Source organism: Isoptericola sediminis (assembly GCF_013085345.1).
GTDB lineage: Bacteria > Actinomycetota > Actinomycetes > Actinomycetales > Cellulomonadaceae > Isoptericola > Isoptericola sediminis.
The window spans coordinates 25746-49378 of record NZ_JABFAJ010000018.1 but is presented as its reverse complement, the minus strand read 5'-3'; the positions used below and the strand labels follow the sequence as shown (position 1 = coordinate 49378).

Genomic DNA, 23633 nt, shown 5'->3' with positions numbered 1-23633 from the left:
TCCTTCGCGATCGGCGTCGCGCCTGCGACGCCGGGTGGTTCTGGCTGACCTGATCCTATGCACGGCAGGGCCCTCGCGGTGGTGGCGTCCGCGCAGGGTGAACGGGGCCGGGGCTGTCGGTGGCGCGTGGTCGAATCGCCCCGTGACAGCCACCGCACCCGTCCGCACCACGGTCCGCCTGGTCCCGCCGGCCCCCGCGCAGTCCGCCGGGGCCGGTGTCGTGCTGGACGAGACCCAGGAGGCGGCGGTCGCGGAGGCTCTCGCGGCGCCCGTCACGCTCGTCGTCGGCGCACCGGGCACGGGCAGGACGACCGTGGCGCGGGAGGTGGCGGTCCGCGCGATCCGCGGCGGTCTGGACCCGGCGCGGGTGCTGGTGCTCGCCGCGACCCGACGCTCCGCGGCCCGGCTCCGCGACGACGTCGCCGCCGGTGCGGGCCGCACGATCGGTGCGCCGATGGTGCGCACGGCGGCGTCGGCCGCCTTCTCCGTGCTGCGCACCCGCGCGGGTGCGCTCGGCGAGCCGCCGCCCACGCTCGTGTCGGGACCGGAGCAGGACCTCGTGCTCGCCGAGCTCCTGGAGGGCAGGCTGGCCGGCGACGGAGCGCCGCTGACGCTGCCCGACGGCCTCCCCGAGGAGTCGTTGGGGCTGCGCGGGCTGCGGCAGGAGCTGCGTGACCTGCTGATGCGCGCGGCCGAGCGCGGGCTGACCCCCGCCGACCTCGCCGACCTCGGGCGCCGGCACGAGCGGCCCGAGTGGGAGCTGGGTGCGCGGCTGTACGAGGAGTACCTGGACGTCATGGCGCTCCGGCTCGGCACGCCCGACGCGGGCGAGCGCTACGACCCCGCCGTCGTCGTCGACGAGGCCGCGCACGCGTTGTCCACCTGGTCCGACGAGGTGCCGGGCACCCCGGTGCCCCGCTGGGACCTGGTCGTCGTCGACGACTACCAGGAGGCCACCGTGGCCACGGCGCGCCTGCTCGGGGTGCTGCACGGCGCCGGGTCCCGGCTGGTGCTCCTCGCCGACCCCGACACCGCCGTGCAGGGGTTCCGCGGGGCCGTCCCCGGCCTGGTCGGCCGGGCGGGTGCGCGGCCCGGCGAGGTCGGGGCCTTCGACGCCCGCACCGTCGTGCTCGGGACGGCGTGGCGTCAGCCCGCACGGCTGCGCGAGGTCACCCGCACGGTGACGTCCCGCGTGGCGACGGTCTCCGGGGCGCTGCACCGCGGCGCGGAACCCGGGCCGGACGCCGAGGACGACGCCGCCCGGGTCGACGTCGCCGTGCTGGCCGGCGCGGCCCAGGAGGCCGCGTACGTCGCCCGCGAGCTGCGCGCGGAGCACCTCCTGCACGGGACCCCCTGGGAACGCATGGCGGTCGTGGCCCGCAGCGGCGACCGGCTCGCCTCGTTGCGGCGGGACCTGGTGGCCGCCTCGGTGCCGGTGGCCCTCCTCGGTTCCGACGTCCCGCTGCGTGACGAGCCCGCCGTGGTCCCGCTGCTCGCCGCCCTGCGCGCGTGCGCCGGTCCCGACGCCCTGGACCGCATGCTGGCCGAGGGCGCGGACGGACCGCCGCCGGTGCTCGACGCGGAGACCGCCGCGCTGCTCCTGACCTCGCCCCTCGGCGGCCTCGACGTGGTCTCCCTGCGGCGGCTCCGGCGCGCGCTGCGGGCCGAGGAGCTGTCCGGGGGCGGGGGACGAACCTCGGACACGTTGCTGGTCGAGGTCCTCGGCGACCCGGACCGGGCCGCCACGCTGCCGCCCGGCGTCCGGCGCGGCGCGGTGGCCGTGGCCCGCGTGCTCGCCGCCGGCCGGGAGGCCGCCGCCGTCGAGGGCGCGACCGCGCAGACGGTGCTCTGGGCCGTGTGGGCCGCCACCGGGCTCGCCGAGCGGTGGCGGGACCTGGCGCTCGCGGGCGGCCCGGCGGGCGTGCGCGCCGACCGGGACCTGGACGCCGTGCTGGCGCTGTTCCGCGCCGCCGAGACCTACGTCGAGCGGATGCCGGGGGCGCCCGTCGGCGCGTTCGTGGACTACCTCGCCTCCCAGGACCTGCCCGCCGACTCCCTCGCCGCCGCCGCCACGGGCACCCGGTCGGTCGAGGCGCTCACCCCCGCCGGCGCCGCCGGACGGGAGTGGGACGTCGTCGTGGTCGCGGGTGTCCAGGACGGCGTGTGGCCGGACCTGCGGTTGCGCGACTCCCTGCTGGGGTCGCAGGCGCTGGTGGAGCTGCTCGCGGGCCGGTCCGCCGACGCCCACGGCGTCGGCAAGGAGGCGAGGTCGCAGGTGCTCGCCGACGAGCTGCGGGCCTTCGCCGTCGCCACGTCGCGGGCGCGCCGCCGGTTGCTCGTCACGGCCGTCGAGGACGCCGAGGACAGCCCGTCGGTCTTCTGCGACCTCGTCTCGCCGCGGGGGGACGACGGCGAGGGTCCGGACCCCCGCCGCGTGGCCGTCGGCCCGCCGCTCGACCTGCGCGGGATCGTCGCGGCCGCTCGCGCGGAGCTGGTCCGCGCGGTCACGGCGCGGCTCACCGCCGGTGACGACGACCAGGACGACGCCGACGAGGCCGACGGGGCGTCCGAGGCGGCCGCCGCGCTGCTGGCCCGGCTGGCCGAGGCAGGGATCGCGGAGGCCGACCCGCGCACGTGGTACGGCGTCGCCCGGGCCTCCAGCGACGCCGCCCTGTGGGGGCCGGAGGACGAGGTGACGGTGTCGCCGTCCAAGGTGGACACGGTCGACACCTGTGCGCTGCGCTGGGCGTTCGAGTCCGCCGGCGGCACGGCCCCCGACGCCACGCACCAGAGCCTGGGCACGCTCGTGCACAGCATCGCCGAGGAGCACCCCGCCGCGCCTCTGACCACGCTGCGCGCCGAGCTCGACCGCCGCTGGCCGGAGCTGGCGCTGCCCGAGGGGTGGCCCGCGCGGCAGCTGCGGCAGCGCGCCGAGGAGATGATCGAACGTCTCGCGGCGTACACCGCCGAGCACGGTGCGCCGCTCCTGGTCGAGCCCGCGTTCGACCTCACGGTCGGCCGCGCCCGTCTGCGGGGCAAGATCGACCGGGTCGAACCCGGCGACGGCGACGGGGTCGTCGTCGCCGACCTCAAGACCGGCCGCTCCGTGCCGGCGCAGGCGAAGGCCGCCGAGAACCCCCAGCTCGGCGCCTACCAGCTCGCCGTGGACGCCGGTGCGCTGGACCTGCCGGAGGGCACCCGCAGCGCGGGGGCGCGGCTCGTCCACGTCGCCAACGGCGCTCGCGGCGCCACCCTGCGCACCCAGCCGGCGCTGGACGTCGGGGACGACGGCTCGAGCTGGGCGCGGGCCCTCGTCGAGCAGGCGGCCGACACCATGGCGGCCTCGGCGTTCACGGCCCGCGAGAACGACCTGTGCACCATGTGCCCCGTGCGGCGCAGCTGCCCCGTGCAGGCCGAGGGACGGAGCGTGATCTCGTGACGACGCCGGACGCCGGGCGGTCCCGGCGCGACGAGGAGACGCTGCTCGACGACGGCGCCTGGGCGGCGCTCGGCGGGTCCCACCGCAGCGCGGAGCTCGGGTACCCCGCGCTGGAGACCCCGGACGAACCCGTCGACGAGGAGGCCCGGCCGCGGCTGTCCGCGCGGGACATCGCCGCGCTCCTGGGGCGTCCCGCCCCGACCGACGAGCAGGTGGCCGTCATCGAGGCTCCCCTGGAACCCGTGCTGGTCGTCGCCGGCGCCGGGTCCGGCAAGACGGAGACGATGGCCGCCCGGGTCGTGTGGCTCCTGGCGAACGAGCTCGTCGAGCCCGAGGAGGTCCTCGGCCTGACCTTCACCCGCAAGGCCGCCGGTGAGCTGGCGGCGCGCGTGCAGTCGCGGCTGGCCCAGCTCGCCCGGGCCCGGGACCGCGGTGCGTCGGACCTGGACCTGCTGGCCCGGCCGACCGTCGCCACCTACAACGCGTACGCGGCCTCCCTGGTCGGCGACCACGGCTTGCGGCTCGGCGTCGAGCCCGGCTCGCGGCTGCTCGGCGAGGCGAACCAGTGGCAGCTCGCGGCCGAGGTCGTCGAGTCCTGGGACGCCGACCTGGGCACCGACAAGGCCGTCAGTACCGTCGTCGGTGCCGTGCTGTCCCTCTCGGGGGCGCTCGGCGAGCACCTGCGGGGCGTCGACGAGGCCCGCGCGGCGTTGGAGGACATCGTCGAGCGGCTGGAGAACCTGCCGCTGGGGCCGAAGCAGAAGCAGCGGACCCGTGAGGTGGAGAAGCTGATCGGCTCGGTGGCCGAGCGGGCCCGCCTGCTCGACCTCGTGGCCGAGTACCGGCGTCGCAAGCGGAACACCGACTCCCTCGACTTCGGCGACCAGGTGGCCTTCGCCGCCGAGCTCGCCCGCACCGTGCCGGCCGTGGGCGCGGCCGAACGGGCCCGCTACCGCGTCGTGCTGCTCGACGAGTACCAGGACACCTCGCACGCGCAGGTCGAGCTGCTCGCGGGCCTCTTCGGCGGCGGGCACGCGGTCACCGCGGTCGGCGACCCGCACCAGTCCATCTACGGCTGGCGCGGGGCCTCGGCCTCGGGTCTGGCGCGGTTCCCCGACCGCTTCCGTCACGCCGACGGTGGCGCGGCGGCGGTGCGTTACCTCAGCACCTCCTGGCGCAACGACGACGCCGTCCTGCAGGCCGCCAACGTGGCGTCCCGCCCGCTGCGCGACGACACCGGCGCAGCGGTCCGGGTGCCCCCGCTGGACCTGCGACCCGGCGCCGGCCCGGGTGCCGTCAGCGCGCACGTGGCCGCCACCCTGGAGGACGAGGCCGAGGCGGTCGCGGACTTCGTCGGTGCCCGGTGGCGCCGGGCGACGCGTCCCGACGCGTCGGACCGTGTGACCGCCGCCGTGCTGTGCCGGGCGCGGTCGCAGTTCCCCGCCCTGGAGACGGCACTGCGTCGACGGGGGCTGCCGGTCGAGGTGGTCGGCCTGGGCGGGCTGCTCAGCACGCCCGAGGTCGTCGACGTCGTCGCGCTGCTCGAAGCGGTCCACGACCCCTCGCGGGGCGACTCCCTGCTGCGGCTGCTCACCGGTCCCCGCGTCAACCTCGGGGCCGCCGACCTGCACGCCCTGGGGTCCTGGGCGGCGGACCTCGCGCGCCGTGACGCCCCGCGCACCCACCGGGCCGGCCCCGACGACGGGGACGACCCGGCGGTCGTGGAGGGCGACGTCGTCGACCACCGCTCGATCGTGGACGCGCTCGACGACCTGCCCGACGTCGGGCGGGCCGCCCGTGACGGTCGTGTCCTCACCCCGGAGGGTCATGCCCGGCTGGCCGCGCTGTCCCGGCTGCTGCGGGAGCTGCGGTCGCTGACCTACCTCTCGCTTCCGGAGCTCGTCGTGGTCGCCGAACGCGCCCTCGGGCTGGACGTGGAGGTCGCGACCGCGGACGTCGTCGTCGACCGCCTCGTCGCCGCCGGCGGGGCGACCGCCGCCGAGGGGGTCAGCCGACGCGGGCGCGAGCACCTGGACGCCTTCCGCGACGTCGCCGCCGGGTTCTCCCAGTCCGCCGACGTCGCCACGCTCGGGGCCTTCCTGGCCTGGCTCGGCGTGGCCGGCACGCAGGAGCGCGGCCTGGACATGCCGGTGCGCGAACCCGACCCGGACGCCGTCCAGATCATCACCGCGCACGCCGCCAAGGGGCTCGAGTGGGACGTGGTGGCCGTGCCCGGACTGGTCGACGGTGTCTTCCCCACGACGGCCGAGAGCGCCAAGGGCCGCACCGACTCCGGCTGGCTGACCGGTCTCGGTGAGCTGCCGTACCCGCTGCGCGGCGACGCCGAGGACCTGCCGGAGCTGCCCCTGCACGAGGTCACCGACACCAAGGACCTGATCGCGCGCCGCGACGCGTTCGCGCTCGACTGCGGTGCCCACCAGCTCCGTGAGGAGCGGCGGCTGGCCTACGTGGCCTTCACCCGGGCCCGGCACGAGCTCTTCTGCACCGCCCACTGGTGGGGGACCGGGGCCCGGCCGCGCCGGATCTCCCCGTTCCTGGCCGAGCTGGCCGAGTCGGGGCTCGTCGACCCCACCGGCTGGGAGGCGTTGCCGGGCGCGACCGACCACAACCCGCGTGACGACGCCGAACGGACGGGTGTGTGGCCCGCGCCCGACGCGTCCGGCGGGTCCGCGCCCCCCGAGGGGCCGGACGCGGCGGCCGGCGACGGGGCCGCCCGGCGGCCCGCGCCCCGCGACGTGCTGCGCGCGACGGCGGCGCGGGTCGCCGACGCCTCCCGGCAGGGGGCCACGCCCCGGGACGGCGCGCTGCGCGACGCCACGGGCCACGACCTCGTCGAGCTCTCCCGGATCCTGCTCGCCGAGCGGTCCGAGCGCGACGGGCCCACGGTCGAGATGCCCGCGCACGTCTCCGCCTCGGGCCTGGTGCGGCTGTCCCGCGACCGCGGGGAGTTCGCCCGGCAGCTGCGCCGGCCCGTCCCGTCCGAACCCACCGTGCACGCACGCCGCGGGACGCTGTTCCACGCCTGGGTGGAGCAGTTCTACTCGAAGGCCTCGCTGATGGACGTCGACGACCTGCCCGGTGCCGACGAGCCCGACGCCGCCACCGACCTGGCGCTCGACGAGCTCCGCCGACGGTTCGAGGAGACGCCGTGGGCCGCGCGGACCCCCATCGCGGTGGAGCAGGACGTGGAGACCCCGATCGCCGGGGTCATGGTGCGGTCGCGCATGGACGCCGTCTTCGTCGACCCGGACGCCCCGCCCGCCGCGGACGGCGAGCCGCCCGCCGTCGTCGTCGTCGACTGGAAGACGGGCCGGGAACCGCGGGACCCGGCCGACCGCGCCCAGCGCGAGGTCCAGCTCGCCGCCTACCGGCTCGCCTGGTCCCGCTGGACGGGGCTGCCCGTGGAGAAGGTCAGCGCCGCGTTCGTCTACGTGACGTCCGGCACGACGGTGCGGCCCGCCGAGCTGCTCGACGAGGACGGGCTGGAGGCACTGGTCCGCGGGTCCTAGGCTGCCTCCATGGTCGCAGCCGTCGGTCTCGTCGCCGTCCTCGCGCTGCTCGGCGTGCTCCAGGTGCTGGTCGCCTGCGGCGCCCCGCTGGGTGCGTACGTCTGGGGCGGCCGGTACCGGGTGCTGCCGGCCCGGCTCCGGGTCGGCAGCCTGCTCGCCGTCGCGGTCTATGCAGCGATCGCGGTCGTCGCGCTCGACCGCGCGGGCGTGGTCGACGTGCTGCCCGACGGTGCCGCCCGCGTGACGATGTGGGTCGTCGTCGTGTGGTTCGCGGTGTCGATCGTGCCGAACGCGATCTCCCGCAGCCGCCCGGAGCGGCTCGTGATGACACCGGTCACCGTGCTGCTGACGGTGCTCGCCATCCTGGTCGCCCTCGGCTGACCGGTCCGGTCAGGCGGTTCCCGCGCCGCGTGCTGGCTGCGGCGCCGCTGCGGGCGGGTCCCTCGTGCCTCGGGCGGCCCCACGCTCCGCTCCACCTCCGCCTCACGCGGGGGTGTCCTCGCGGGTGGCCTCGTCGAGGTCGGCGAGCATCGACTCGGCGTCCGCGACGACGTCGGGGTAGCCGCGGCGCACGCCGTGCATCAGCCATCGCGCCAGCGCCAGCTCGCCGACGAGCAGCGCCCGGTCGACGAGACGGGGATCGGTGAGCTCCGTGCGACGCAGCCGGTACGCCTCCATGATCGCGTCGACGCAGTCCGGTGGCGCGGCCGCGAGCAGCCACGCCAGGTCGTCGGCCGGGTCCGCCACCCGGGCCTCGGACCACCCGCTGATGCTGTTCACGCGGCGGCCCGACGCCAGCACCTGGTCCGGGGCGAGGTCGCCGTGGACGACGACCGGCTGGAAGCGCCACAGGCTGATGTCCTCGAGCGCGGCCTCCCACCGGCGCAGCAGCCGGGTGGGCACCCGGCGGGTCGCGGCCGCCTCGTCCAGCTCGACCAGACGCCGCTCGCGGTACTCCGCGGCCGAGTAGCAGGGCAGCCCGCACGCCTCGACCACCGCGGTGGGCAGCTCGTGCACCGCGGCGAGGGTGCGGCCCAGGTCGGCGGCGAGGCCCGGCCCGGGGCGCAGCGAGGCCACGTCCAACGGGCTGCCGCTCAGGCGACGGTGGACGACGGCGCGGCCGCCCTCGGGCAGCAGCGCCGACCCCGCGACCCGGGGCACCGTGAAGGGCAGCACACCTGCCTCGACGTAGAGGTGCAGGGACTCCAGGAGCTCGATCTCGGCCTCCATCGCCGCACCGGCGAGCGTCGTCGACGGTGCACGCACCAGCCACTCCGTCCCGTCACCGGTCGTGACGATCGCGACGTCGTAGTCGCCGGGGACGTCCTCGGGGTGCACGGACCACGCGTCGAGGCCGGGGACGGCGGCCGTCGCGAGCGCGGCGAGAGCGAGTGGACTACGGGGCACAGTGCCACCGTAGTGCGCCCCGAGGGCGCAGCACGGGTGCGCCCTCGGGCGTGTCCTGGCGTACGGTCGCAGGCGTGAACCCCCTGGAGCTGCCGTTCTCGCGCACCCGGCACGACCGTGCGGCGCACCGCCGCACGGAGACCGGTCTCCTGGACAGGCTGCGGCAGGAGTCCACGACCCACGCCCTGGTGCTGCACCGCAAGCGCCTCGCCGTCGTCGGCGCCGACGCGCCGCGAGCGGCCCTGCTCGCGCCCGCCGGGCTGCCCGAGGGCACCTGGGTGTACCTGGGCGAGGACGACGGGTCGACGTACGTGGCGCTGCTGCTGCCCGACGACGTCGAGGACCCGCCACCTCCGGCGGGTGCCGACGGCTGGGCGGGGCTGCGCGAGCTGACCGCCGGGCAGGCCGAGGCGCTCGCCGCCGACGAGGACCCGACGGTGCTGGTGCACGGGCTCTCGGTGGAGGCGGTGGCCCTGGCGGGCTGGCACGGCACCCATCAGCGCTGCGGCCGGTGCGGGACGCCGACCGTCGTCGTGCAGGGTGGCTGGGCACGGCACTGCCCGGTGGACGAGCGCGAGACCTACCCGCGCACCGACCCGGCCGTGATCATGGCCGTCGTCGACGACGCCGACCGGCTGCTGCTCGGGCACGCCGCGACGTGGCCCGAGGGCCGGTTCTCCACACTGGCCGGGTTCGTCGAGGCGGGCGAGGCGCTCGAGGACACGGTGCGGCGGGAGGTCGCCGAGGAGTCCGGCGTCGTCGTCGGGACGGCGCCCGGCGACGTCGTGTACCGCGGTTCCCAGGCCTGGCCGTTCCCGGCCTCGCTCATGCTCGGGTTCCGGGCGCGAGCGGTCGCCACCGAGGTGCGCACGGACGACGAGGAGGTCACGGACGCGCGCTGGTTCGCCCGGGCCGAGCTGCACGACGCGGCCGCCGCCGGGGAGATCTCGCTGCCGGGACGGCACTCGATCGCACGGGCGCTGATCGAGGAGTGGTACGGCGCGGAGCTGCCGGGCGCCTGGTGACCCGGCAGCGTCCGACCGCCGTCAGGACAGGGCGGCCCGGACGTCGGCGAGCGACGGGTTGGTCGCCGCGGAACCGTCGGGGTAGACCACCGTCGGCACGGTCTGGTTGCCGCCGTTGACCTGCTCGACGTAGGCGGCGGTCTCGGGGTGCTCCTCGATGTCGATGACGGTGTAGCCGATGCCCTCGGAGTCGAGCTGCGTGCGCAGCCTCCGGCAGTAGCCGCACCACGGCGTCGAGTACATGGTGATCGTGCCGGGTGCGGGCAGCGTCGGGGCGACGGTCATCGGGGTCCTCCTGTGGAGACGGGGCGGTCGGTGTCGGCACCGGCTGCGACAATCGCAGACGATGTCCCCCACGACCAACTCACCGGGCGCCCTGCTTCATCCCGACGCGATCCTGGACGCGCTCGACCCCGAGCAGCGTGACGTCGCGCTCGCGCTGACGGGCCCGGTCTGCGTGCTCGCCGGCGCGGGGACGGGCAAGACCCGGGCGATCACCCACCGCATCGCGTACGGGGTGCGCACCGGGGCCTACCCGCCGACGTCGGTGCTCGCGGTGACCTTCACGGCGCGGGCCGCGGGGGAGATGCGCACCCGGCTGCGGGATCTCGGGGCGCACGGGGTGCAGGCCCGCACGTTCCACGCGGCCGCCCTGCGCCAGCTCGGCTACTTCTGGCCCCGCATCGTCGGCGGTGCTCCGCCGCAGATCCTGGAGCACAAGGCGCCGGCCGTGGCCGAGGCCGCGCGCCGCATCGGGGCGAGCGTGGACCGCGTCGCCGTGCGGGACCTCGCCAGCGAGGTCGAGTGGTCCAAGGTGTCCCTCGTCACGGCCGAGGACTACGTGCGGGCCGCCGCGGCCGACGACCGTCCGCCGCCGTCCGGCTACGACCACCAGACGGTGGCGCGGCTCATCAGCGCCTACGAGGACGTCAAGACCGAGCGGGGCGTCATCGACTTCGAGGACGTCCTGCTGATGCTCGCCGACATGCTCGGCTCCCACCCGCACGTGGGCGACCAGGTCCGGTCCCAGTACCGTCACTTCGTCGTCGACGAGTTCCAGGACGTCTCGCCGCTGCAGCACTTCCTGCTGAACCAGTGGCTGGGGAACCGGCGCGAGCTGTGCGTGGTGGGCGACCCGTCGCAGACCATCTACTCGTTCACCGGGGCCACGCCGCACTACCTGCTCGACTTCACGCGCACCTACCGCGACGCCCAGGTGGTCCGTCTCGTGCGCGACTACCGCTCCACCCCGCAGGTGGTCTCCCTGGCCAACGACCTGCTGCGCCGGGGCCGCGTGACCGGGGCGCTCGAGCTGGTGGCGCAGCGGCCCTCCGGACCGGCGGTGTCCTTCACCACCCACGACGACGACGAGGCGGAGGCGGCCGGCATCGCCGCCCGGGCGGCGCGGCTCATCGCCTCGGGGGTGCGTCCCAGCGAGATCGCCGTGCTCTACCGCACCAACGCGCAGTCGGCCTCCTTCGAGTCGGCGCTGTCCGAGGCGGGCGTCAGCTACCAGGTGCGTGGCGGCGAGCGGTTCTTCACCCGCAAGGACGTGCGGGACGCGATCGTGCTGCTGCGCGGTGCGGCGCGGTCCGCCGACCCGGACCAGCCGATGCCCGAGCAGGTCCGCGACGTGCTCGTCAGCGCCGGGTGGTCCGCGGAGCCGCCGCACGCCCGGGGAGCCGCCCGGGAGCGGTGGGAGGCGATGCAGGCCCTCGTGGCGCTCGCGGACGACCTGGCGGCCGCCGCGCCCGAGGACGCGCCGGCGACGTTGCCGATGCTGGTCGACGAGCTGGCCGAGCGTGCGGCCTCCCAGCACGCCCCGACGGTCGAGGGCGTCACGCTCGCCTCGCTGCACTCCGCCAAGGGCCTGGAGTGGGACGCGGTGTTCCTCGCGGGCATGAGCGAGGGGCTCATGCCGATCTCTCTGGCCGAGACCGACGACGGCGTCGCGGAGGAGCGCCGCCTGCTGTACGTGGGCATCACGCGGGCGCGCGAGCACCTGGAGATCTCCTACGCCCGGTCGCGCAACCCCGGCGGCCGGGCGACCCGCAAGCGCACCCGGTTCCTCGACGGGATGTGGCCGGACGACGGCCGGGGTCGTCGTGGTGGCTCGCGCGGTCCGCGCGGGCAGGCGCGGTCCCAGCTCTCCGGCGAGGCCGACCTCGCGCTGTTCGACGCGCTGCGGGAGTGGCGCCTGACCGTCGCCCGGGAGGTCGACAAGCCCGCCTTCACGATCCTCGGGGACGCGACGCTCGCCGCGATCGCCGAGCTGCGTCCGTCCTCGACGGCCGAGCTGGCGCGGATCAACGGCATCGGCCCGGCGAAGATCGACCGGTACGGAGCCACCCTGCTGGCGCTCGTCCAGGGGGCTCCCGGTCGCCCGTGAGGAGGCGCCGGACGGGGCGCACCGAGATTCCCGAAAAAGTTCTGGAAAAAAGATGTGGCGAGTCCGCGACCGAGGTCTATGCTCGTGGAGACCGAGTTCGTTGCGGTGACCGCCGAGAGGTGGGAACCCGAGACCAGTGAGGAGGTGGGCACGAGATGGACAAGATGACGCGATTCATCGGCGACAACGGCATCGCGACAGGGGAGAAGTATGCCTTCATCCACGTCGTTCCGTCCGCCCGTCTCCGCACGCCCGGCGGCGGAGCAGGCATCGCTCTCGTCGCTCTCGCACCCGGCTCCGCACCCTGGAGACATCCGGTCCACTGACCGGTCCAGGCCGCGGAGTCCACGGGACCCGCGGCCTTCGTCATTCCTGACCGGGAGATCGGCCTCCACGGCCGGACGAACCGGCCCCTCCGACACACGGGGGGACCACCCGTAGGTCCTGAACACCGACGTTCACACCACACCCAGGACCTGACGGAGGAACATCGTGCGTCTCGCACAGCTGTTGGACGAGCGGCTGGTCGATGCGACCCCCGCCGGCGGCAGCCGCCCGTGGACCCCCCACCAACCCGTGACCCAGGACCCCGCCGAGGTCGCTGCGTTGGACCGGCAGTTCGCCGAGCTGCTGCCGTGCCGGAGCAACGACCCCGAGCTCTGGTTCGCCGAGCACACCGTCGACGTCGAGCGGGCCAAGGCCCTGTGCCGGTCGTGCCCGCTCCAGGCCGGCTGCCTCGCCGGCGCGCTCGACCGGAGCGAGCCCTGGGGCGTCTGGGGCGGCGAGGTCTTCGTCGACGGCGTCGTCGTGGCCCGCAAGCGGGGCCGCGGGCGGCCCCGCAAGAGCGAGCAGGCAGCCTGAGCCGTGCTCGCCGTCGACCCGCGAGGCGGTGCACCACGACCGGTGCACCGCCTCGCCGGCTACCCGGACCGGTCCGCCACCGGCGGAGGTGCGGTCCCGGTGCAGCCGCACGCCGGGTGCGGCGCCATCGCGCGGACCCGGGGAAGCGGGTCCGGCAGGCTGATCTCGAGCACGGCGTCGGCCGCGGCGGGCCGGGCGCCGTCGAGGTGCGCGAGCACCTGACCCACCGCGACGGCTGCCCCGGTCGTGGCCAGGACGGTCTCCTGTCCGGCGTCGCCGGGCCGTGCGGCGAGCTGGGCGACCAGCCGGGGCCAGTCCGGGTCGGCGTCCACCTCGTGGTGGTAGCGGCAGGCGGTGCACGCCGTCGTGCCGGGTCGTACGAACGGCCCGACCTCGATCCCGGCCTCGCCCGCGACCAGCGGCAGGTGGGCGAGGCCGTGGCTCATCAGCCGGGCGAACGCCTCCGGCGGGTCCGTCCCGCCGCAGACGACGACCACGTCGGGCGGTGCCTCGTCACGCCACGTCGACCCGAACCGGGTGCGGGGGTGCCGGGCCGCCAGGACCGACTGCAGGCGGGCGGCGCGGCGGTGGCCGACGTCGGCCTCCCGGTAGAGGCCCAGGCCCAGGTCCGTGAGCTGCACCGGACGGTCGTCGTCGAGCATCACGGCACCCAGTCCGGCGGACGCCAGATGGGCGGCGGTCAGCGCCCCCAGCCGGCCGAGCCCCAGGACCGCCACCTGCCGACGGGCGCGCCGGGTCAACGTGCGCAGCCCGTCGCCGTCGGGTCGGAGGGCGGCGAGCGCCGGGGCGTCCGCCGCGCCGCCGGCGGTCGCCAGGACGGTGCCCGGGGGAGCGGCGGGCGGGACGAGGAAACCGCCCGCGGTCAGTGCGGCGACGATCTGCGCCCGGCGTTCCGGCGCCACCCGGTGCCGTGCGGCACCGTGCTCCAGGTCGTCGTGCCGAGAGGTCGCGGCCTCGCGGAGCCAGGCCCGTTCCCCGTCCGACAGCCCGCAGACGACGAGCGACCAACGGGTGTCGGAGCCGAGCTGGAGCCGGCCGGGCCCGCGGTCCAGGACCGGCACTCCCCGCCGCAGACGGAGCGCGCGCGTCGCGGGACCGGCGTCGGTGACGGGCATGTACCCAACCTCGCACGGCTTTCGTCCGTGTCGTGCGGGTCGTCCACAGTGCTGTGGACAGGTCCGTTATAGCCTGGTTCCGTGTGTCCTGGCACACAGTCTTGACGATCTCCCGGTATTCTCATGAGGTGACCCCGGACACGTTGGCGTCCGTCGAGGTCCGACGGAGCCGCCGTCGGACCGCTACGGTGAGCGCTTTTCGCGACGGTGACCGCACCGTCGTGGCGATCCCTGCGCGGTTCTCCCAGGCGCAGGAGCGCGAGTGGGTCGCCAAGATGGTGGCCCGGCTGGAGGACAAGGAGCGTCGGCGCCGACCCTCCGACGACGAGCTGGTCGAACGCGCCCGGGACCTCTCGGTCAAGTATCTGGACGGTCTCGCCCGCCCCACGAGCGTGCGCTGGGTGAGCAACCAGGAGCGCCGTTGGGGGTCGTGCACGGTCGGGGACGGATCCATCCGCCTGTCGACCCGCCTGCAGGGCATGCCGGAGTGGGTCATCGACTACGTGCTGCTGCACGAGCTGGCCCACCTGCTGCACGCCGGGCACGGCCCCGACTTCTGGCGCCTGCTGGAGACCTACCCCCGGACCGAGCGGGCGCGCGGGTTCCTCGAGGGCGTCTCGTTCTCCGGGGGCGGCGCGCCCGCCGACGACGCCGACTCCGGGTCGTCGGCCGGCTGAACCGCTCCGCCGCCGGTCAGTCCGTCCGGCGGTCCTCGGCGTCCGGGTCGTCGGACGGCTCGTCGCCGTCCGGGCCGGACTCGCCCAGGATCTGCGCCAGGGCCGCGTCGACGTCCGAGTGCTCCTCGTCCTGCGCGCGCCGACGGTCGAGGTAGCCCGTGGGGTCGTCGAGGTCCTCGGGGCCCGGGAGCAGGTCCGGGTGGTCCCACACGGCGTCCCGGGCCTCCGGGCCGCCGGTGGCGACGAGGTGGGCGAACAGCGCGGCGGCGTCCCGGGACCGTCGCGGGCGCAGCTCGAGGCCGACCAGCGACTTGAACGTGTGCTCCGCGGGGCCGCCGGCGGCACGACGGCGCCGGATCATCTCGCGCAGCGGCACCGAGTGCGGCAGGTGGGCCAGCGACGCGGTCGCGGCGACCTCCGAGACCCAGCCCTCGACGAGCGCCAGGGCCGTCTCCAGCCGCAGCAGCGTCGCCTCCTGCTCCTCGGTCGTGTGCAGACCGAAGACGTCCCCGGACAGGGCCCCGCGCAGGGCCTCCTGGTCGGACAGGTCGATGCCGCGCACCTGCTCCTCGAGGGCGTCGAGGTCGATGGTGATGCCCCGGGCGTACCGCTCCACGAGACCGTGCAGGTGGCTGCGCAGCCACGGGACGTGCACGAACAGCCGGGCGTGCGCGGCCTCGCGCAGGGCCAGGTAGAGCTGCACCTCGTCGTACGGGGTGTCGAGCCCCTCGGCGAACTTGGCCACGTTCGTGGGCAGCAGCACGGTGGCGTGGTCCTCGAGCAGGGGGATGCCCACGTCGGTGGCGCCGAAGACCTCGCGCGAGAGCGTGCCGGCGGCCTGGCCGACCTGCATGCCGTAGACCGCGGACCCGAGGCCGCGCATCATCGTCGCCGGGTCCAGATCACCCAGCCCGCCGCCGGGGAACACCGGCATGCCGGGCAGCCCCAGCGCTCCGGCTCCCTCGTCGCCGAGCTGGTCGCGCAGCACCGTGGCCAGCGCGTCGGCGACGGAGGACGCGACGGGGGCGACGAGCCGCTGCCAGGCCGGCAGCGTCGCCTCGACCCACTCGCTCCGGCTCCAGGCGTGGGTCGCGCCGCCCGACGGCGGCAGGTCCGTGACGGCGTCGAGCCACAGCTCGGCGACGCGCAGGGCCTCGGTGGCGGACTTCGCCTGGCCGCCGGTCAGGGACGGGTCGCCCTCGGCGACCGCGACCTGGCGGGCCAGGTCGTGCGCCACCTCGGTGTTCACCGGCCCCTCGGAGGAGGTGAACATGCGCTGCAGCTGGCTCATCAGACGCTGCATGGTCGCCGGGTCCGGTGCCGCTCCGCCCATCAGCGCGGCGGGGTCGAGGCCCTGCGCCCGCATCTGGCTCAGCACCTCGTCGGTCCGGTCGCCGAAGATGCCGCGCAGCGCGTCCCGCAGCATCTCCTCGCGGGCGTCGGGGTCGTCGGGCAGGTCGCTCATGGGTGTCCTCGGCTCCTTCCGCGTGCGGCGTCCGCCGCACGTTCACGGTATCCGGGTCCGACGTCGACGGAGCGGCCGGGGTTCCCCCTTTCGCTCACGGCGCACTGCGCGCATCGGCGATGATGGGGCGGTGAGCTTCGAGGACCGCAGTCATCAGCCGTACGAGAGCTACGGGCAGGCGCTCGCCCCTCTCGACGTGCCCCGTGCCCGTGAGGGAGCGCCGCGACGCCGGATGAGCCCGCGGTCGACGACGCTCGTCGTCTCGTTGCTGATCACCGCCGTCCTGGCGGCCGTGCTCATGGTCTCGCCCGCCCCGTACGCGATCCGCACGCCCGGGCCCACCGAGGACACGCTCGGCACCCAGGAGGCCGCCGAGGGGCAGAGCGCGACGGCGGTACCCCTCATCGAGATCTCGGGTGCGGACACCTACCCGGCCTCGGGGGAGCTCCGCCTGACCACCGTCTCCGTGTTCGGCGGACCGGGCGGCGACGTGCTGTTCGGCGACGTGCTGTGGGGCTGGACCGCTCCGGAACGGTCCGTGCAGCCCGTCGAGTCGATCTTCCCGGAGCCCATCACCTCCGAGGAGCAGCAGGAGCAGGGCCAGGCCCAGATGCTCAGCTCGCAGGAGTCGGCGACGGTGGCGGCGCTGACCGAGCTGGGCTACGAGGTCCCGACCACGATGACCGTGGTCGCCGCGGCGGAGGACACGGGCGCCGAGGGGGTCGTCGAGGAGGGCGACGTCATCGTCTCGCTCGACGGCGAGCCGCTCGCCACCTACCCGGAGCTGCTGGCCGCGCTCGACGGCGTCACGCCCGGCGACGACGTCGTGCTCGGGGTCGAGCGCGACGGCGAGCCGACCGACCTGACCGTCACCACGGGCCAGGGCGACGGTCGCGCCCTGCTCGGCGTGCTCATCGACCCGGTCTACGACTTCCCCGTGGACGTCACGATCCAGATCGAGGACATCGGCGGCCCGAGCGCGGGCACGATGTTCGCGCTGGGGATCGTCGACCTGCTGACGCCGGAGGACGAGCTCGGCGGTGTCGTGGTGGCGGGTACGGGCACGATGGACGTCGACGGTCGCGTCGGCCCGATCGGCGGGATCGAGCAGAAGATGTACGGCGCGCTGCGCGACGGGGCCACCTGGTTCCTCGCGCCGTCGGACAACTGCCCGCAGGTGGTCGGCCACGTGCCGGACGGCCTGGACGTCGTGTCCGTCGGCACCCTCGCCGAGGCTCGCGACGCCATGGAGGCCATCGGCGCCGGTGAGACGTCCGACCTGCCGAGCTGCGAGGGCGAGGCCGGCGACGCCTGAGGGGCGTGCCACCGGGCGGGGTGATCGTGACCGACTCGTGAGCGGCGTGAACCCCTCCCGTGCCGGAAACGTGGGAACCTGGAACGACGCCGGGACGTTTGTCCCGATGTCCGACGCATGTGTCCCGACCCGAGCACGAATGAGGTGCCCGCACCGTGTCCTTCGCCCCGCCCCGACGTCCTGACGGTCCAGCCCCGTCCCGACGTCGCAGCCCGCTGCTCATCACGCTGGTGGTGCTGGCGGCCCTGGTGGTCGTGCTGCTGTTCCTGACGAACTTCTGGACCGAGGTCCTCTGGTTCACCCAGGTCGGGTACGCCAACGTGATCTGGACGCAGTGGATCACCCGCAGCGTGCTGTTCGTCGTGGCCTTCCTGATCATGGCGGCCGCCGTCTACAGCTCCTTCGCCGTCGGGTACCGCACGCGGCCGATCTACGCGCCGTCGACGCCGGAGCAGGCGACGCTCGACCAGTACCGCGAGGCCGTCGAGCCGCTGCGCAAGGTCGTCACCTACGCGGGTCCGGTGCTCATCGGGTTCTTCGCCGGCGTGGCGGCGTCCGCCCAGTGGGAGACCGTCCTGCTGGCCCTCAACGGGCAGCCGTTCGGGACCGCCGACCCGGAGTTCGGCCTCGACGTCGGCTTCTACGTCTTCATGCTGCCCGTGCTGCGGTTCGTCGTCAGCTTCCTCATGGCGGTCCTGGTCATCTCGACCATCGCCGCCGTGGTCACCCACTACCTCTACGGTGGCGTCCGCCTGGGCCCGATCGCCGACGGCGCGTCGCGGACCACGACGGCGGCGCGGGTGCACCTCGCGGTGCTGGGCACGCTGATCATGCTGCTCGTCGCGACGAACTACTGGCTCGACCGGTACTCCATCCTGACGAGCCAGCACGAGCGGTTCGACGGCGCCAACTACACCGACGTGCACGCCGTCATCCCGTCGAAGGAGATCCTCACCGGCGTGGCCGTCCTGGTCGCGATCCTCTTCGTGGTCGCCGCCTTCCGCGACACCTGGCGGCTGCCGGCCATCGGCGTCGGGCTCATGGTCGTCTCCGCGATCGCCATCGGCGCGATCTACCCGGCCGTCGTGCAGCGCTTCCAGGTCGACCCGAACGCCCAGTCGCTCGAGGCGCCGTACATCCAGCGCAACATCGACGCGACGCTCGACGCGTTCGACATCGCCGAGGTGGAGTCCCAGCAGTACGACGCCACCACGGTGGCGGAGGCCGGGCAGCTGCGCGACGACGCGGGTACGACGACCCAGGTGCGGCTCCTCGACCCGCAGGTCGTCAGCCCGTCCTTCCGGCAGCTGCAGCAGAACAAGCAGTACTACAACTTCACCGACAACCTGGCGGTGGACCGCTACGAGATCGACGGCGAGTCGCGCGACACCGTGATCGCCGTGCGCGAGCTGAACCTCAGCGGCCTGGCGGACCGGAACTGGACGAACGACCGCACGGTCTTCACCCACGGCTTCGGCGTCGTCGCGGCCTACGGCAACCAGCCCGGCCCGGACGGGCAGCCGGCCTTCTTCGAGGGCGGGATCCCCACGCAGGGCGCGCTGACCGACATGTTCCCCGGCGGGTACGAGCCGCGGATCTACTTCAGCCCCGAGGCGCCGCCGTACTCCATCGTCGGAGCGCCCGAGGGCACCGACCCGTGGGAGCTCGACTACCAGGCGGACGCCGAGGGCGGGCAGCAGGAGCTGTACAGCTTCCCGACGGACGAGGTGTCGGCCGGTCCGGAGATCAGCACGTTCCTGCAGCGGCTGCTCTACGCGCTGCGGTTCGGCGACGAGGAGATCTTCTTCTCCGACCGTGTCACCGAGGTCTCCCAGATCCTCTACGACCGCGACCCTCAGGAGCGGGTCTCGAAGGTGGCCCCCTGGCTGACCCTGGACAACAAGGTCTACCCGGCGGTCGTCGACGGCCGCGTCAAGTGGGTCATCGACGCCTACACCACGTCGGACGCCTACCCGTACTCGGCGAGCAACCAGATGCAGGAGGCGACGACGGACTCCCTGACCGCCGCCGCCCAGGGTCTGCCGGTCGAGGCCCCGCCGGAGGTCAACTACATCCGCAACTCCGTCAAGGCCACCGTGGACGCCTACGACGGGTCGGTCACCCTGTACGCCTGGGACGACGAGGACCCGCTGCTGCAGGCGTGGAACGACGTGTTCCCGGACTCGGTGCGCCCGATCTCCGAGATGTCCGGCAGCCTCATGTCGCACGTGCGCTACCCGGAGGACCTGTTCAAGGTCCAGCGCACGCTGCTCGAGCGCTACCACGTCACCGAGGCGCAGCAGTTCTTCGCCGGTTCCGACGAGTGGCGCACCCCGGACGACCCGGTCGGCAGCGACGACGCCCTGATGTCGAAGCAGCCGCCGTACTACCTCACCCTGCAGATGCCGGGCGAGGACGACGCGGCCTTCTCGCTGACGAGCACGTTCATCCCGGGTGGTTTCACCGACCGGGAGATCCTCACCGGCTACCTGGCGGCCGAGGCCGACGCGGGGTCGGAGGACGGCGAGATCGCCGAGGGGTACGGCACGCTCCGGCTGCTCGAGCTCCCGCGCGACTCGACGGTCCCGGGCCCCGGGCAGGTGCAGAACAACTTCAACTCGAACCCGACGATCTCCGAGCAGCTCAACATCCTGGGCCGTGGTGACTCCGAGGTCGTGCGCGGCAACCAGCTGACCCTGCCCGTCGGCGGCGGCCTGCTGTACGTCCAGCCGGTCTACATCCAGTCCGGGTCGGGCACCCAGTTCCCGCTGCTGCGTCGCGTGCTGGTCGCCTTCGGCGACCAGACCGGGTACGCCGAGACCCTGGACGAGGCGCTCGACCAGGTCTTCGGGGGAGACTCCGGTGCGGAGGCCGGCGACGCCGACGAGGCCGAGACCGAGGTGCCCACCGACCAGGTGGACCCCGAGACCGGTGAGCCGATCGAGCCGTCCCCGGAGCCCACCGAGGCCGAGCCGACCCAGGAGCCGACGCCGTCGCCGACGGAGACCACCGAGGAGACCCAGGCGCCGCCGGCCGGCGACGCCCAGGCCCGGCTGGACGCCGCGCTGCAGGACGCCAACGAGGCGTTGAACGACAGCAACGAGGCGTTGCAGAACGGCGACTGGACCGCCTACGGCGAGGCCCAGGAGCGTCTGCAGACCGCGCTGGAGGAGGCCCTGGCCGCCGAGGGCGAGCTGAACCCCTGAGCCGGTCGGTCCGGGCAGAGGGACGTGCTGTGACCTGCGTCCCATCTGCCAGGACCGATTGGACGGGGCCGGATTCCGTGTCCTAGAGTTAAGGACATCGCCGCGGGGTGGAGCAGTTCGGTAGCTCGCTGGGCTCATAACCCAGAGGTCGCAGGTTCAAATCCTGCCCCCGCTACCAAGGAAGTATCCCGGCAAAGGCCCTTCCGATCGAGAGATCGGGAGGGCCTTTGTCGTTCCCGGGTCTTGGTGCGGCGTGGCTGGTCGTCGCGGGCGAGGTCGATGAGGACCTCGCGCAGGGTCCCGCCGGTGGCGGCGTTGATGACTTTCCCGTCGTGGTCGTGGATCAGGAGCAGGACGTGGGTTCCGGCGTGGGGCCGTCCGAACCCGTTCACCGGCATCGCGCAGGTTCTGGCGTGGACGGCTGGACGCCGTTACCTATGCGCATTAGGATAAAACCATCAGCGCATAGGAGGGGGGCGGAATGCCTCGTCAAGGACTGACCACCGGTCGCGTCACAGCGGCCGCGGCCGATCTCGCCGACGACGTGGGCCTGGAGCAGGTCACCCTCACGGCGTTGGCCAAGCACTTCGAGGTCGCGACCCCCAGTCTCTACACCCACGTCCGCAGCCAGGCCGACGTTCGCACCGGTGTCGCGCTGCTCGCGCTGGCGGAGACCGCCGACTTGGTCGCCGCGGCCATCGCCGGGGTGAGCGGACGTGCTGCCCTGGCAGCCCTCGGCGGTGTGTGGCGGACCTATGCCGTCGAGCACCCCGGGCGCTACGCCGCGTCCCGGTTGCCGCTCGACGCCGAGACGGCCGCGGCGAGCGCCGGGCGGCGGCACGCGGACCTGTCGCGGGCCGCGCTCCGCGGTTACCGGCTGTCCAGTGCCGACGAGGTTCACGCCGTGCGCTTCCTCGGCGCCACGTTCCACGGCTACGCGGCCCTCGACGCCGCCGGAGCCTTCGGCCACGGTGCGGCCGACGCACCTGCGTCCGACGAGTCCTGGGAGCGCGTCCTGGACGGGCTCGACGCCATCTTGAGATCCTGGGAGGCCCGATGATCGACCCGTTGCTCATCCACGGAGCGCTGGAGCTCGAGCGCACCGACCGTGGACTGCTGCCCCATCGGCTACCGGCCTGGGCGCGCGCGCAGTCCGACGATCCGCAGCTCCACCACGCCGCAGCACAACCCGCGGGTGTCCGCCTCGCGATCCGCACCGCGGCCACTCGGCTGGAGCTCGACGTGCTGCCGACCAAGCGGCGCTACGTCGGTGCGCCCTCGCGACCCGACGGCTGGTACGACGTGCTGGTCGGGGGCGAGCTGGTCGAGCGCCACCAGGCGCCGGGCGGCAACGTGCTCCACGTGGACATGATGACCGGTGCCAGCACGTTCGACGCCGGCGAGCCGACGACCCTCGTGCTCACCCTCCCGGGTGGCGACAGCGAGGTGGAGGTATGGCTGCCGCACGACGAGCAGACCGAGCTCCTCGCCCTCCGCGCCGACGCCCCGGTCGCGCCGCTCGAGGACGACCGCCCGCGCTGGGTCCACCACGGCAGCTCGATCAGCCACGGTTCGCTCGCCACCTACCCCACCGAGCCGTGGCCGGTCGTCGCCGCCCGCCTCGCCCAGGTCGACCTCACCAACCTGGGTCTCGGCGGCAGCGCTCTGCTGGATCCGTTCGTCGCCCGGACGATGCGTGACACGCCGGCCGACGTCATCAGCGTCAAGGTCGGCATCAACCTCGTCAACCAGGACCTGGTGCGCCGGCGCGCTCTGGGACCCGCAGTCCACGGTTGGCTCGACACGATCCGCGACGGGCACCCCGAGACGCCCCTGGTGATCGTTTCACCCATCCACTGCGGAATCCACGAAGCAGTTCCCGGACCGACGGGAGTCGACACGGCCGCCTTCACCGAAGGGCGGGTGGCCTTCCGGGCGGAGGGAGACCCGCAAGGGGCAGCTCGCGGGGCGCTGACCCTGCAGGCGGTTCGCGAGGTGCTCGCTGAGGTCGTCGAGCGTCGCGGCGACCCGCACCTGTCCTACGTCGACGGGCTGACCCTGTACGGCCCCGAGGACGCCGAGCGGCTGCCGCTGCCCGACAACCTCCACCCCGATGCCGCCACCCATCGACTCATCGGTGAGCGGTTCGCTGCGGTGGTGGCGCCGGGGGCCGGGCAGGCCGGCCGGGCTGGACGCACCGTGGGTGGATCGATCATCAGCCCCGAGGAGAGCGCCTGCCGATGATCGAGATCTTGACGCCTGCCCAGGTCGACCGTGCCCGGGTGACCGGAGCCCTGGTGGCGGACATCCTGCAGACCCTGAGGCGCAGGGCCGTGGTCGGCACGAACCTCCTGGACCTCGACGGATGGGCTCGGGACCTGATCCGCGACGCCGGGGCGCAGTCCTGCTACGTCGACTATGCGCCGTCCTTCGGGCGGGGGCCGTTCGGTCACTACGTCTGCACGGCGGTCAACGATGCCGTCCTCCACGGCCGCCCCCGCGACTACCGGCTGGCCGACGGCGACCTGGTCACCCTCGATCTGGCCGTCCTCAAGGACGGCGTGGCCGCCGACTCGGCCATCAGCTTCATCGTCGGCGATCGACGGCCTCCGCAGAGCGTCGCCCTCGTCGAAGCGACCGAACGCGCCCTGGCAGCCGGCATCGCCGCTGCCGGACCCGGGGCTCGCATCGGCGACCTCTCGCATGCCATCGGCACCGTGCTGAGCGCTGCGGGCTACCCGATCAACACCGAGTTCGGCGGGCACGGCATCGGGAGCACGATGCACCAGGACCCGCACGTCGCCAACGCGGGACGTCCCGGCCGGGGATACCGGTTGCGGCCCGGGTTGCTCCTCGCCCTGGAGCCGTGGGTCATGGCGGACACCGACGAGCTCGCCCTCGACGCCGACGGGTGGACGCTGCGCAGTGCGACCGGCTGTCGCACAGCGCACAGCGAGCACACGATCGCCATCACCGACGACGGTGCGGAGATACTCACCCTGCCGACGGGCCGCCTGCGCTGACCACGTCGGGTTGCCCGGGGCTGCTGCCCGCCTCGGACGGGTGTGCGCGGCGCCCGCCCAGGTCGCTTCCCGCAGGACCCGTTCGATCGAGCGCGAGGAGCCGGCACCCGTCCCGGGCGGTGTTCCCGTCCCGGGCCGGGCGCCGGCTCCGTCGTGTCGC

Annotated in this window: 17 protein-coding genes and 1 tRNA gene; 14 read left to right on the top strand and 4 right to left on the bottom strand. The window is 74.4% G+C overall.

Annotated elements, in window-relative coordinates; translation table 11 throughout:
• The first annotated feature begins 142 nt into the window (after positions 1-142).
• The 3 genes from HLI28_RS09755 to HLI28_RS09745 are packed head-to-tail and all read left to right on the top strand — an operon-like array spanning position 143 to position 7350.
• The gene (locus HLI28_RS09755; protein WP_171247330.1) at positions 143-3439 is read left to right on the top strand and encodes a PD-(D/E)XK nuclease family protein; all 3297 of its coding nucleotides are present in this window, start codon (positions 143-145) and stop codon (positions 3437-3439) included.
• Positions 3436-6969 carry an ATP-dependent helicase gene (locus tag HLI28_RS09750; protein ID WP_343035764.1) on the top strand — a complete coding sequence of 1178 codons (3534 nt, stop codon included), beginning with the start codon at positions 3436-3438 and terminating at the stop codon, positions 6967-6969. Before HLI28_RS09755 ends, HLI28_RS09750 begins: the two co-directional genes overlap by 4 nt.
• Before the next feature lie 9 nt (positions 6970-6978).
• On the top strand, positions 6979-7350 hold the full coding sequence (locus HLI28_RS09745) for a hypothetical protein (RefSeq protein ID WP_171247329.1): 372 nt from the start codon (positions 6979-6981) through the stop codon (positions 7348-7350).
• A gap of 102 nt (positions 7351-7452) precedes the next feature.
• On the opposite strand, the gene HLI28_RS09740 is transcribed toward HLI28_RS09745, so the two are convergent.
• Positions 7453-8376, bottom strand: a complete 924-nt coding sequence (locus HLI28_RS09740) for a macrolide 2'-phosphotransferase (protein WP_171247328.1) — start codon at positions 8374-8376, stop codon at positions 7453-7455.
• 74 nt (positions 8377-8450) lie between these two features.
• Here HLI28_RS09740 and nudC point away from each other — a divergent pair, with 74 nt between their 5' ends.
• Positions 8451-9401 (top strand): NAD(+) diphosphatase, encoded by a 951-nt coding sequence (nudC, locus tag HLI28_RS09735; protein ID WP_171247327.1) that lies wholly within the window; start codon positions 8451-8453, stop codon positions 9399-9401.
• Positions 9402-9422: 21 nt separating this feature from the next.
• On the opposite strand, the gene HLI28_RS09730 is transcribed toward nudC, so the two are convergent.
• Positions 9423-9686, bottom strand: a complete 264-nt coding sequence (locus tag HLI28_RS09730; protein WP_171247326.1) for a mycoredoxin — start codon at positions 9684-9686, stop codon at positions 9423-9425.
• A gap of 61 nt (positions 9687-9747) precedes the next feature.
• Between HLI28_RS09730 and HLI28_RS09725 the strand changes: the two genes are divergently transcribed.
• The 3 genes from HLI28_RS09725 (at position 9748) to HLI28_RS09715 (ending at position 12651) form a co-directional block, all read left to right on the top strand.
• Positions 9748-11790 (top strand): ATP-dependent helicase, encoded by a 2043-nt coding sequence (locus HLI28_RS09725; RefSeq protein WP_171247325.1) that lies wholly within the window; start codon positions 9748-9750, stop codon positions 11788-11790.
• 155 nt (positions 11791-11945) lie between these two features.
• On the top strand, positions 11946-12116 hold the full coding sequence (locus tag HLI28_RS09720; RefSeq protein WP_171247324.1) for a hypothetical protein: 171 nt from the start codon (positions 11946-11948) through the stop codon (positions 12114-12116).
• A 166-nt stretch (positions 12117-12282) separates the two neighbouring features.
• Positions 12283-12651, top strand: a complete 369-nt coding sequence (locus tag HLI28_RS09715) for a WhiB family transcriptional regulator (protein ID WP_171247323.1) — start codon at positions 12283-12285, stop codon at positions 12649-12651.
• A gap of 59 nt (positions 12652-12710) precedes the next feature.
• On the opposite strand, the gene HLI28_RS09710 is transcribed toward HLI28_RS09715, so the two are convergent.
• A complete protein-coding gene (locus HLI28_RS09710; RefSeq protein WP_171247322.1) occupies positions 12711-13787 on the bottom strand; it encodes a ThiF family adenylyltransferase in 1077 nt (358 codons plus the stop codon).
• Between the two features lie 188 nt (positions 13788-13975).
• Here HLI28_RS09710 and HLI28_RS09705 point away from each other — a divergent pair, with 188 nt between their 5' ends.
• A complete protein-coding gene (locus tag HLI28_RS09705; RefSeq protein ID WP_343035763.1) occupies positions 13976-14464 on the top strand; it encodes a M48 metallopeptidase family protein in 489 nt (162 codons plus the stop codon).
• Between the two features lie 16 nt (positions 14465-14480).
• Here the strand turns inward: HLI28_RS09705 and HLI28_RS09700 are convergent, their stop codons facing one another.
• Entirely contained in the window at positions 14481-15929 is a 1449-nt protein-coding gene (locus tag HLI28_RS09700) for a zinc-dependent metalloprotease (protein WP_171247321.1), read from the bottom strand.
• A gap of 130 nt (positions 15930-16059) precedes the next feature.
• On the opposite strand from HLI28_RS09700, the gene HLI28_RS09695 reads away from it, so the two are divergent.
• The 6 genes from HLI28_RS09695 (at position 16060) to map (ending at position 23473) form a co-directional block, all read left to right on the top strand.
• The gene (locus HLI28_RS09695) at positions 16060-17244 is read left to right on the top strand and encodes a YlbL family protein (protein ID WP_343035762.1); all 1185 of its coding nucleotides are present in this window, start codon (positions 16060-16062) and stop codon (positions 17242-17244) included.
• Positions 17245-17399: 155 nt separating this feature from the next.
• Positions 17400-20450, top strand: a complete 3051-nt coding sequence (locus HLI28_RS09690; RefSeq protein WP_171247320.1) for a UPF0182 family protein — start codon at positions 17400-17402, stop codon at positions 20448-20450.
• A gap of 101 nt (positions 20451-20551) precedes the next feature.
• Positions 20552-20628 (top strand) — tRNA-Met (locus HLI28_RS09685).
• A gap of 303 nt (positions 20629-20931) precedes the next feature.
• On the top strand, positions 20932-21510 hold the full coding sequence (locus HLI28_RS09680) for a TetR-like C-terminal domain-containing protein (RefSeq protein WP_171247319.1): 579 nt from the start codon (positions 20932-20934) through the stop codon (positions 21508-21510).
• Positions 21507-22694 carry a GDSL-type esterase/lipase family protein gene (locus HLI28_RS09675; protein ID WP_171247318.1) on the top strand — a complete coding sequence of 396 codons (1188 nt, stop codon included), beginning with the start codon at positions 21507-21509 and terminating at the stop codon, positions 22692-22694. Before HLI28_RS09680 ends, HLI28_RS09675 begins: the two co-directional genes overlap by 4 nt.
• Complete coding sequence (gene map / locus HLI28_RS09670) at positions 22691-23473, top strand: type I methionyl aminopeptidase (protein ID WP_171247317.1); 783 nt, start codon at positions 22691-22693, stop codon at positions 23471-23473. Before HLI28_RS09675 ends, map begins: the two co-directional genes overlap by 4 nt.
• Positions 23474-23633: the final 160 nt, after the last annotated feature.

Coding starts and splice junctions, on each gene's coding strand:
- HLI28_RS09720 (WP_171247324.1), top strand. CDS start 11,946: ATGGACAAGATGACGCGATTCATCGGCGACAACGGCATCGCGACAGGG.
- map (WP_171247317.1), top strand. CDS start 22,691: ATGATCGAGATCTTGACGCCTGCCCAGGTCGACCGTGCCCGGGTGACC.
- HLI28_RS09700 (WP_171247321.1), bottom strand. CDS start 15,929: ATGAGCGACCTGCCCGACGACCCCGACGCCCGCGAGGAGATGCTGCGG.
- HLI28_RS09675 (WP_171247318.1), top strand. CDS start 21,507: ATGATCGACCCGTTGCTCATCCACGGAGCGCTGGAGCTCGAGCGCACC.
- HLI28_RS09725 (WP_171247325.1), top strand. CDS start 9,748: ATGTCCCCCACGACCAACTCACCGGGCGCCCTGCTTCATCCCGACGCG.
- HLI28_RS09730 (WP_171247326.1), bottom strand. CDS start 9,686: ATGACCGTCGCCCCGACGCTGCCCGCACCCGGCACGATCACCATGTAC.
- HLI28_RS09710 (WP_171247322.1), bottom strand. CDS start 13,787: ATGCCCGTCACCGACGCCGGTCCCGCGACGCGCGCGCTCCGTCTGCGG.
- HLI28_RS09680 (WP_171247319.1), top strand. CDS start 20,932: ATGCCTCGTCAAGGACTGACCACCGGTCGCGTCACAGCGGCCGCGGCC.
- HLI28_RS09745 (WP_171247329.1), top strand. CDS start 6,979: ATGGTCGCAGCCGTCGGTCTCGTCGCCGTCCTCGCGCTGCTCGGCGTG.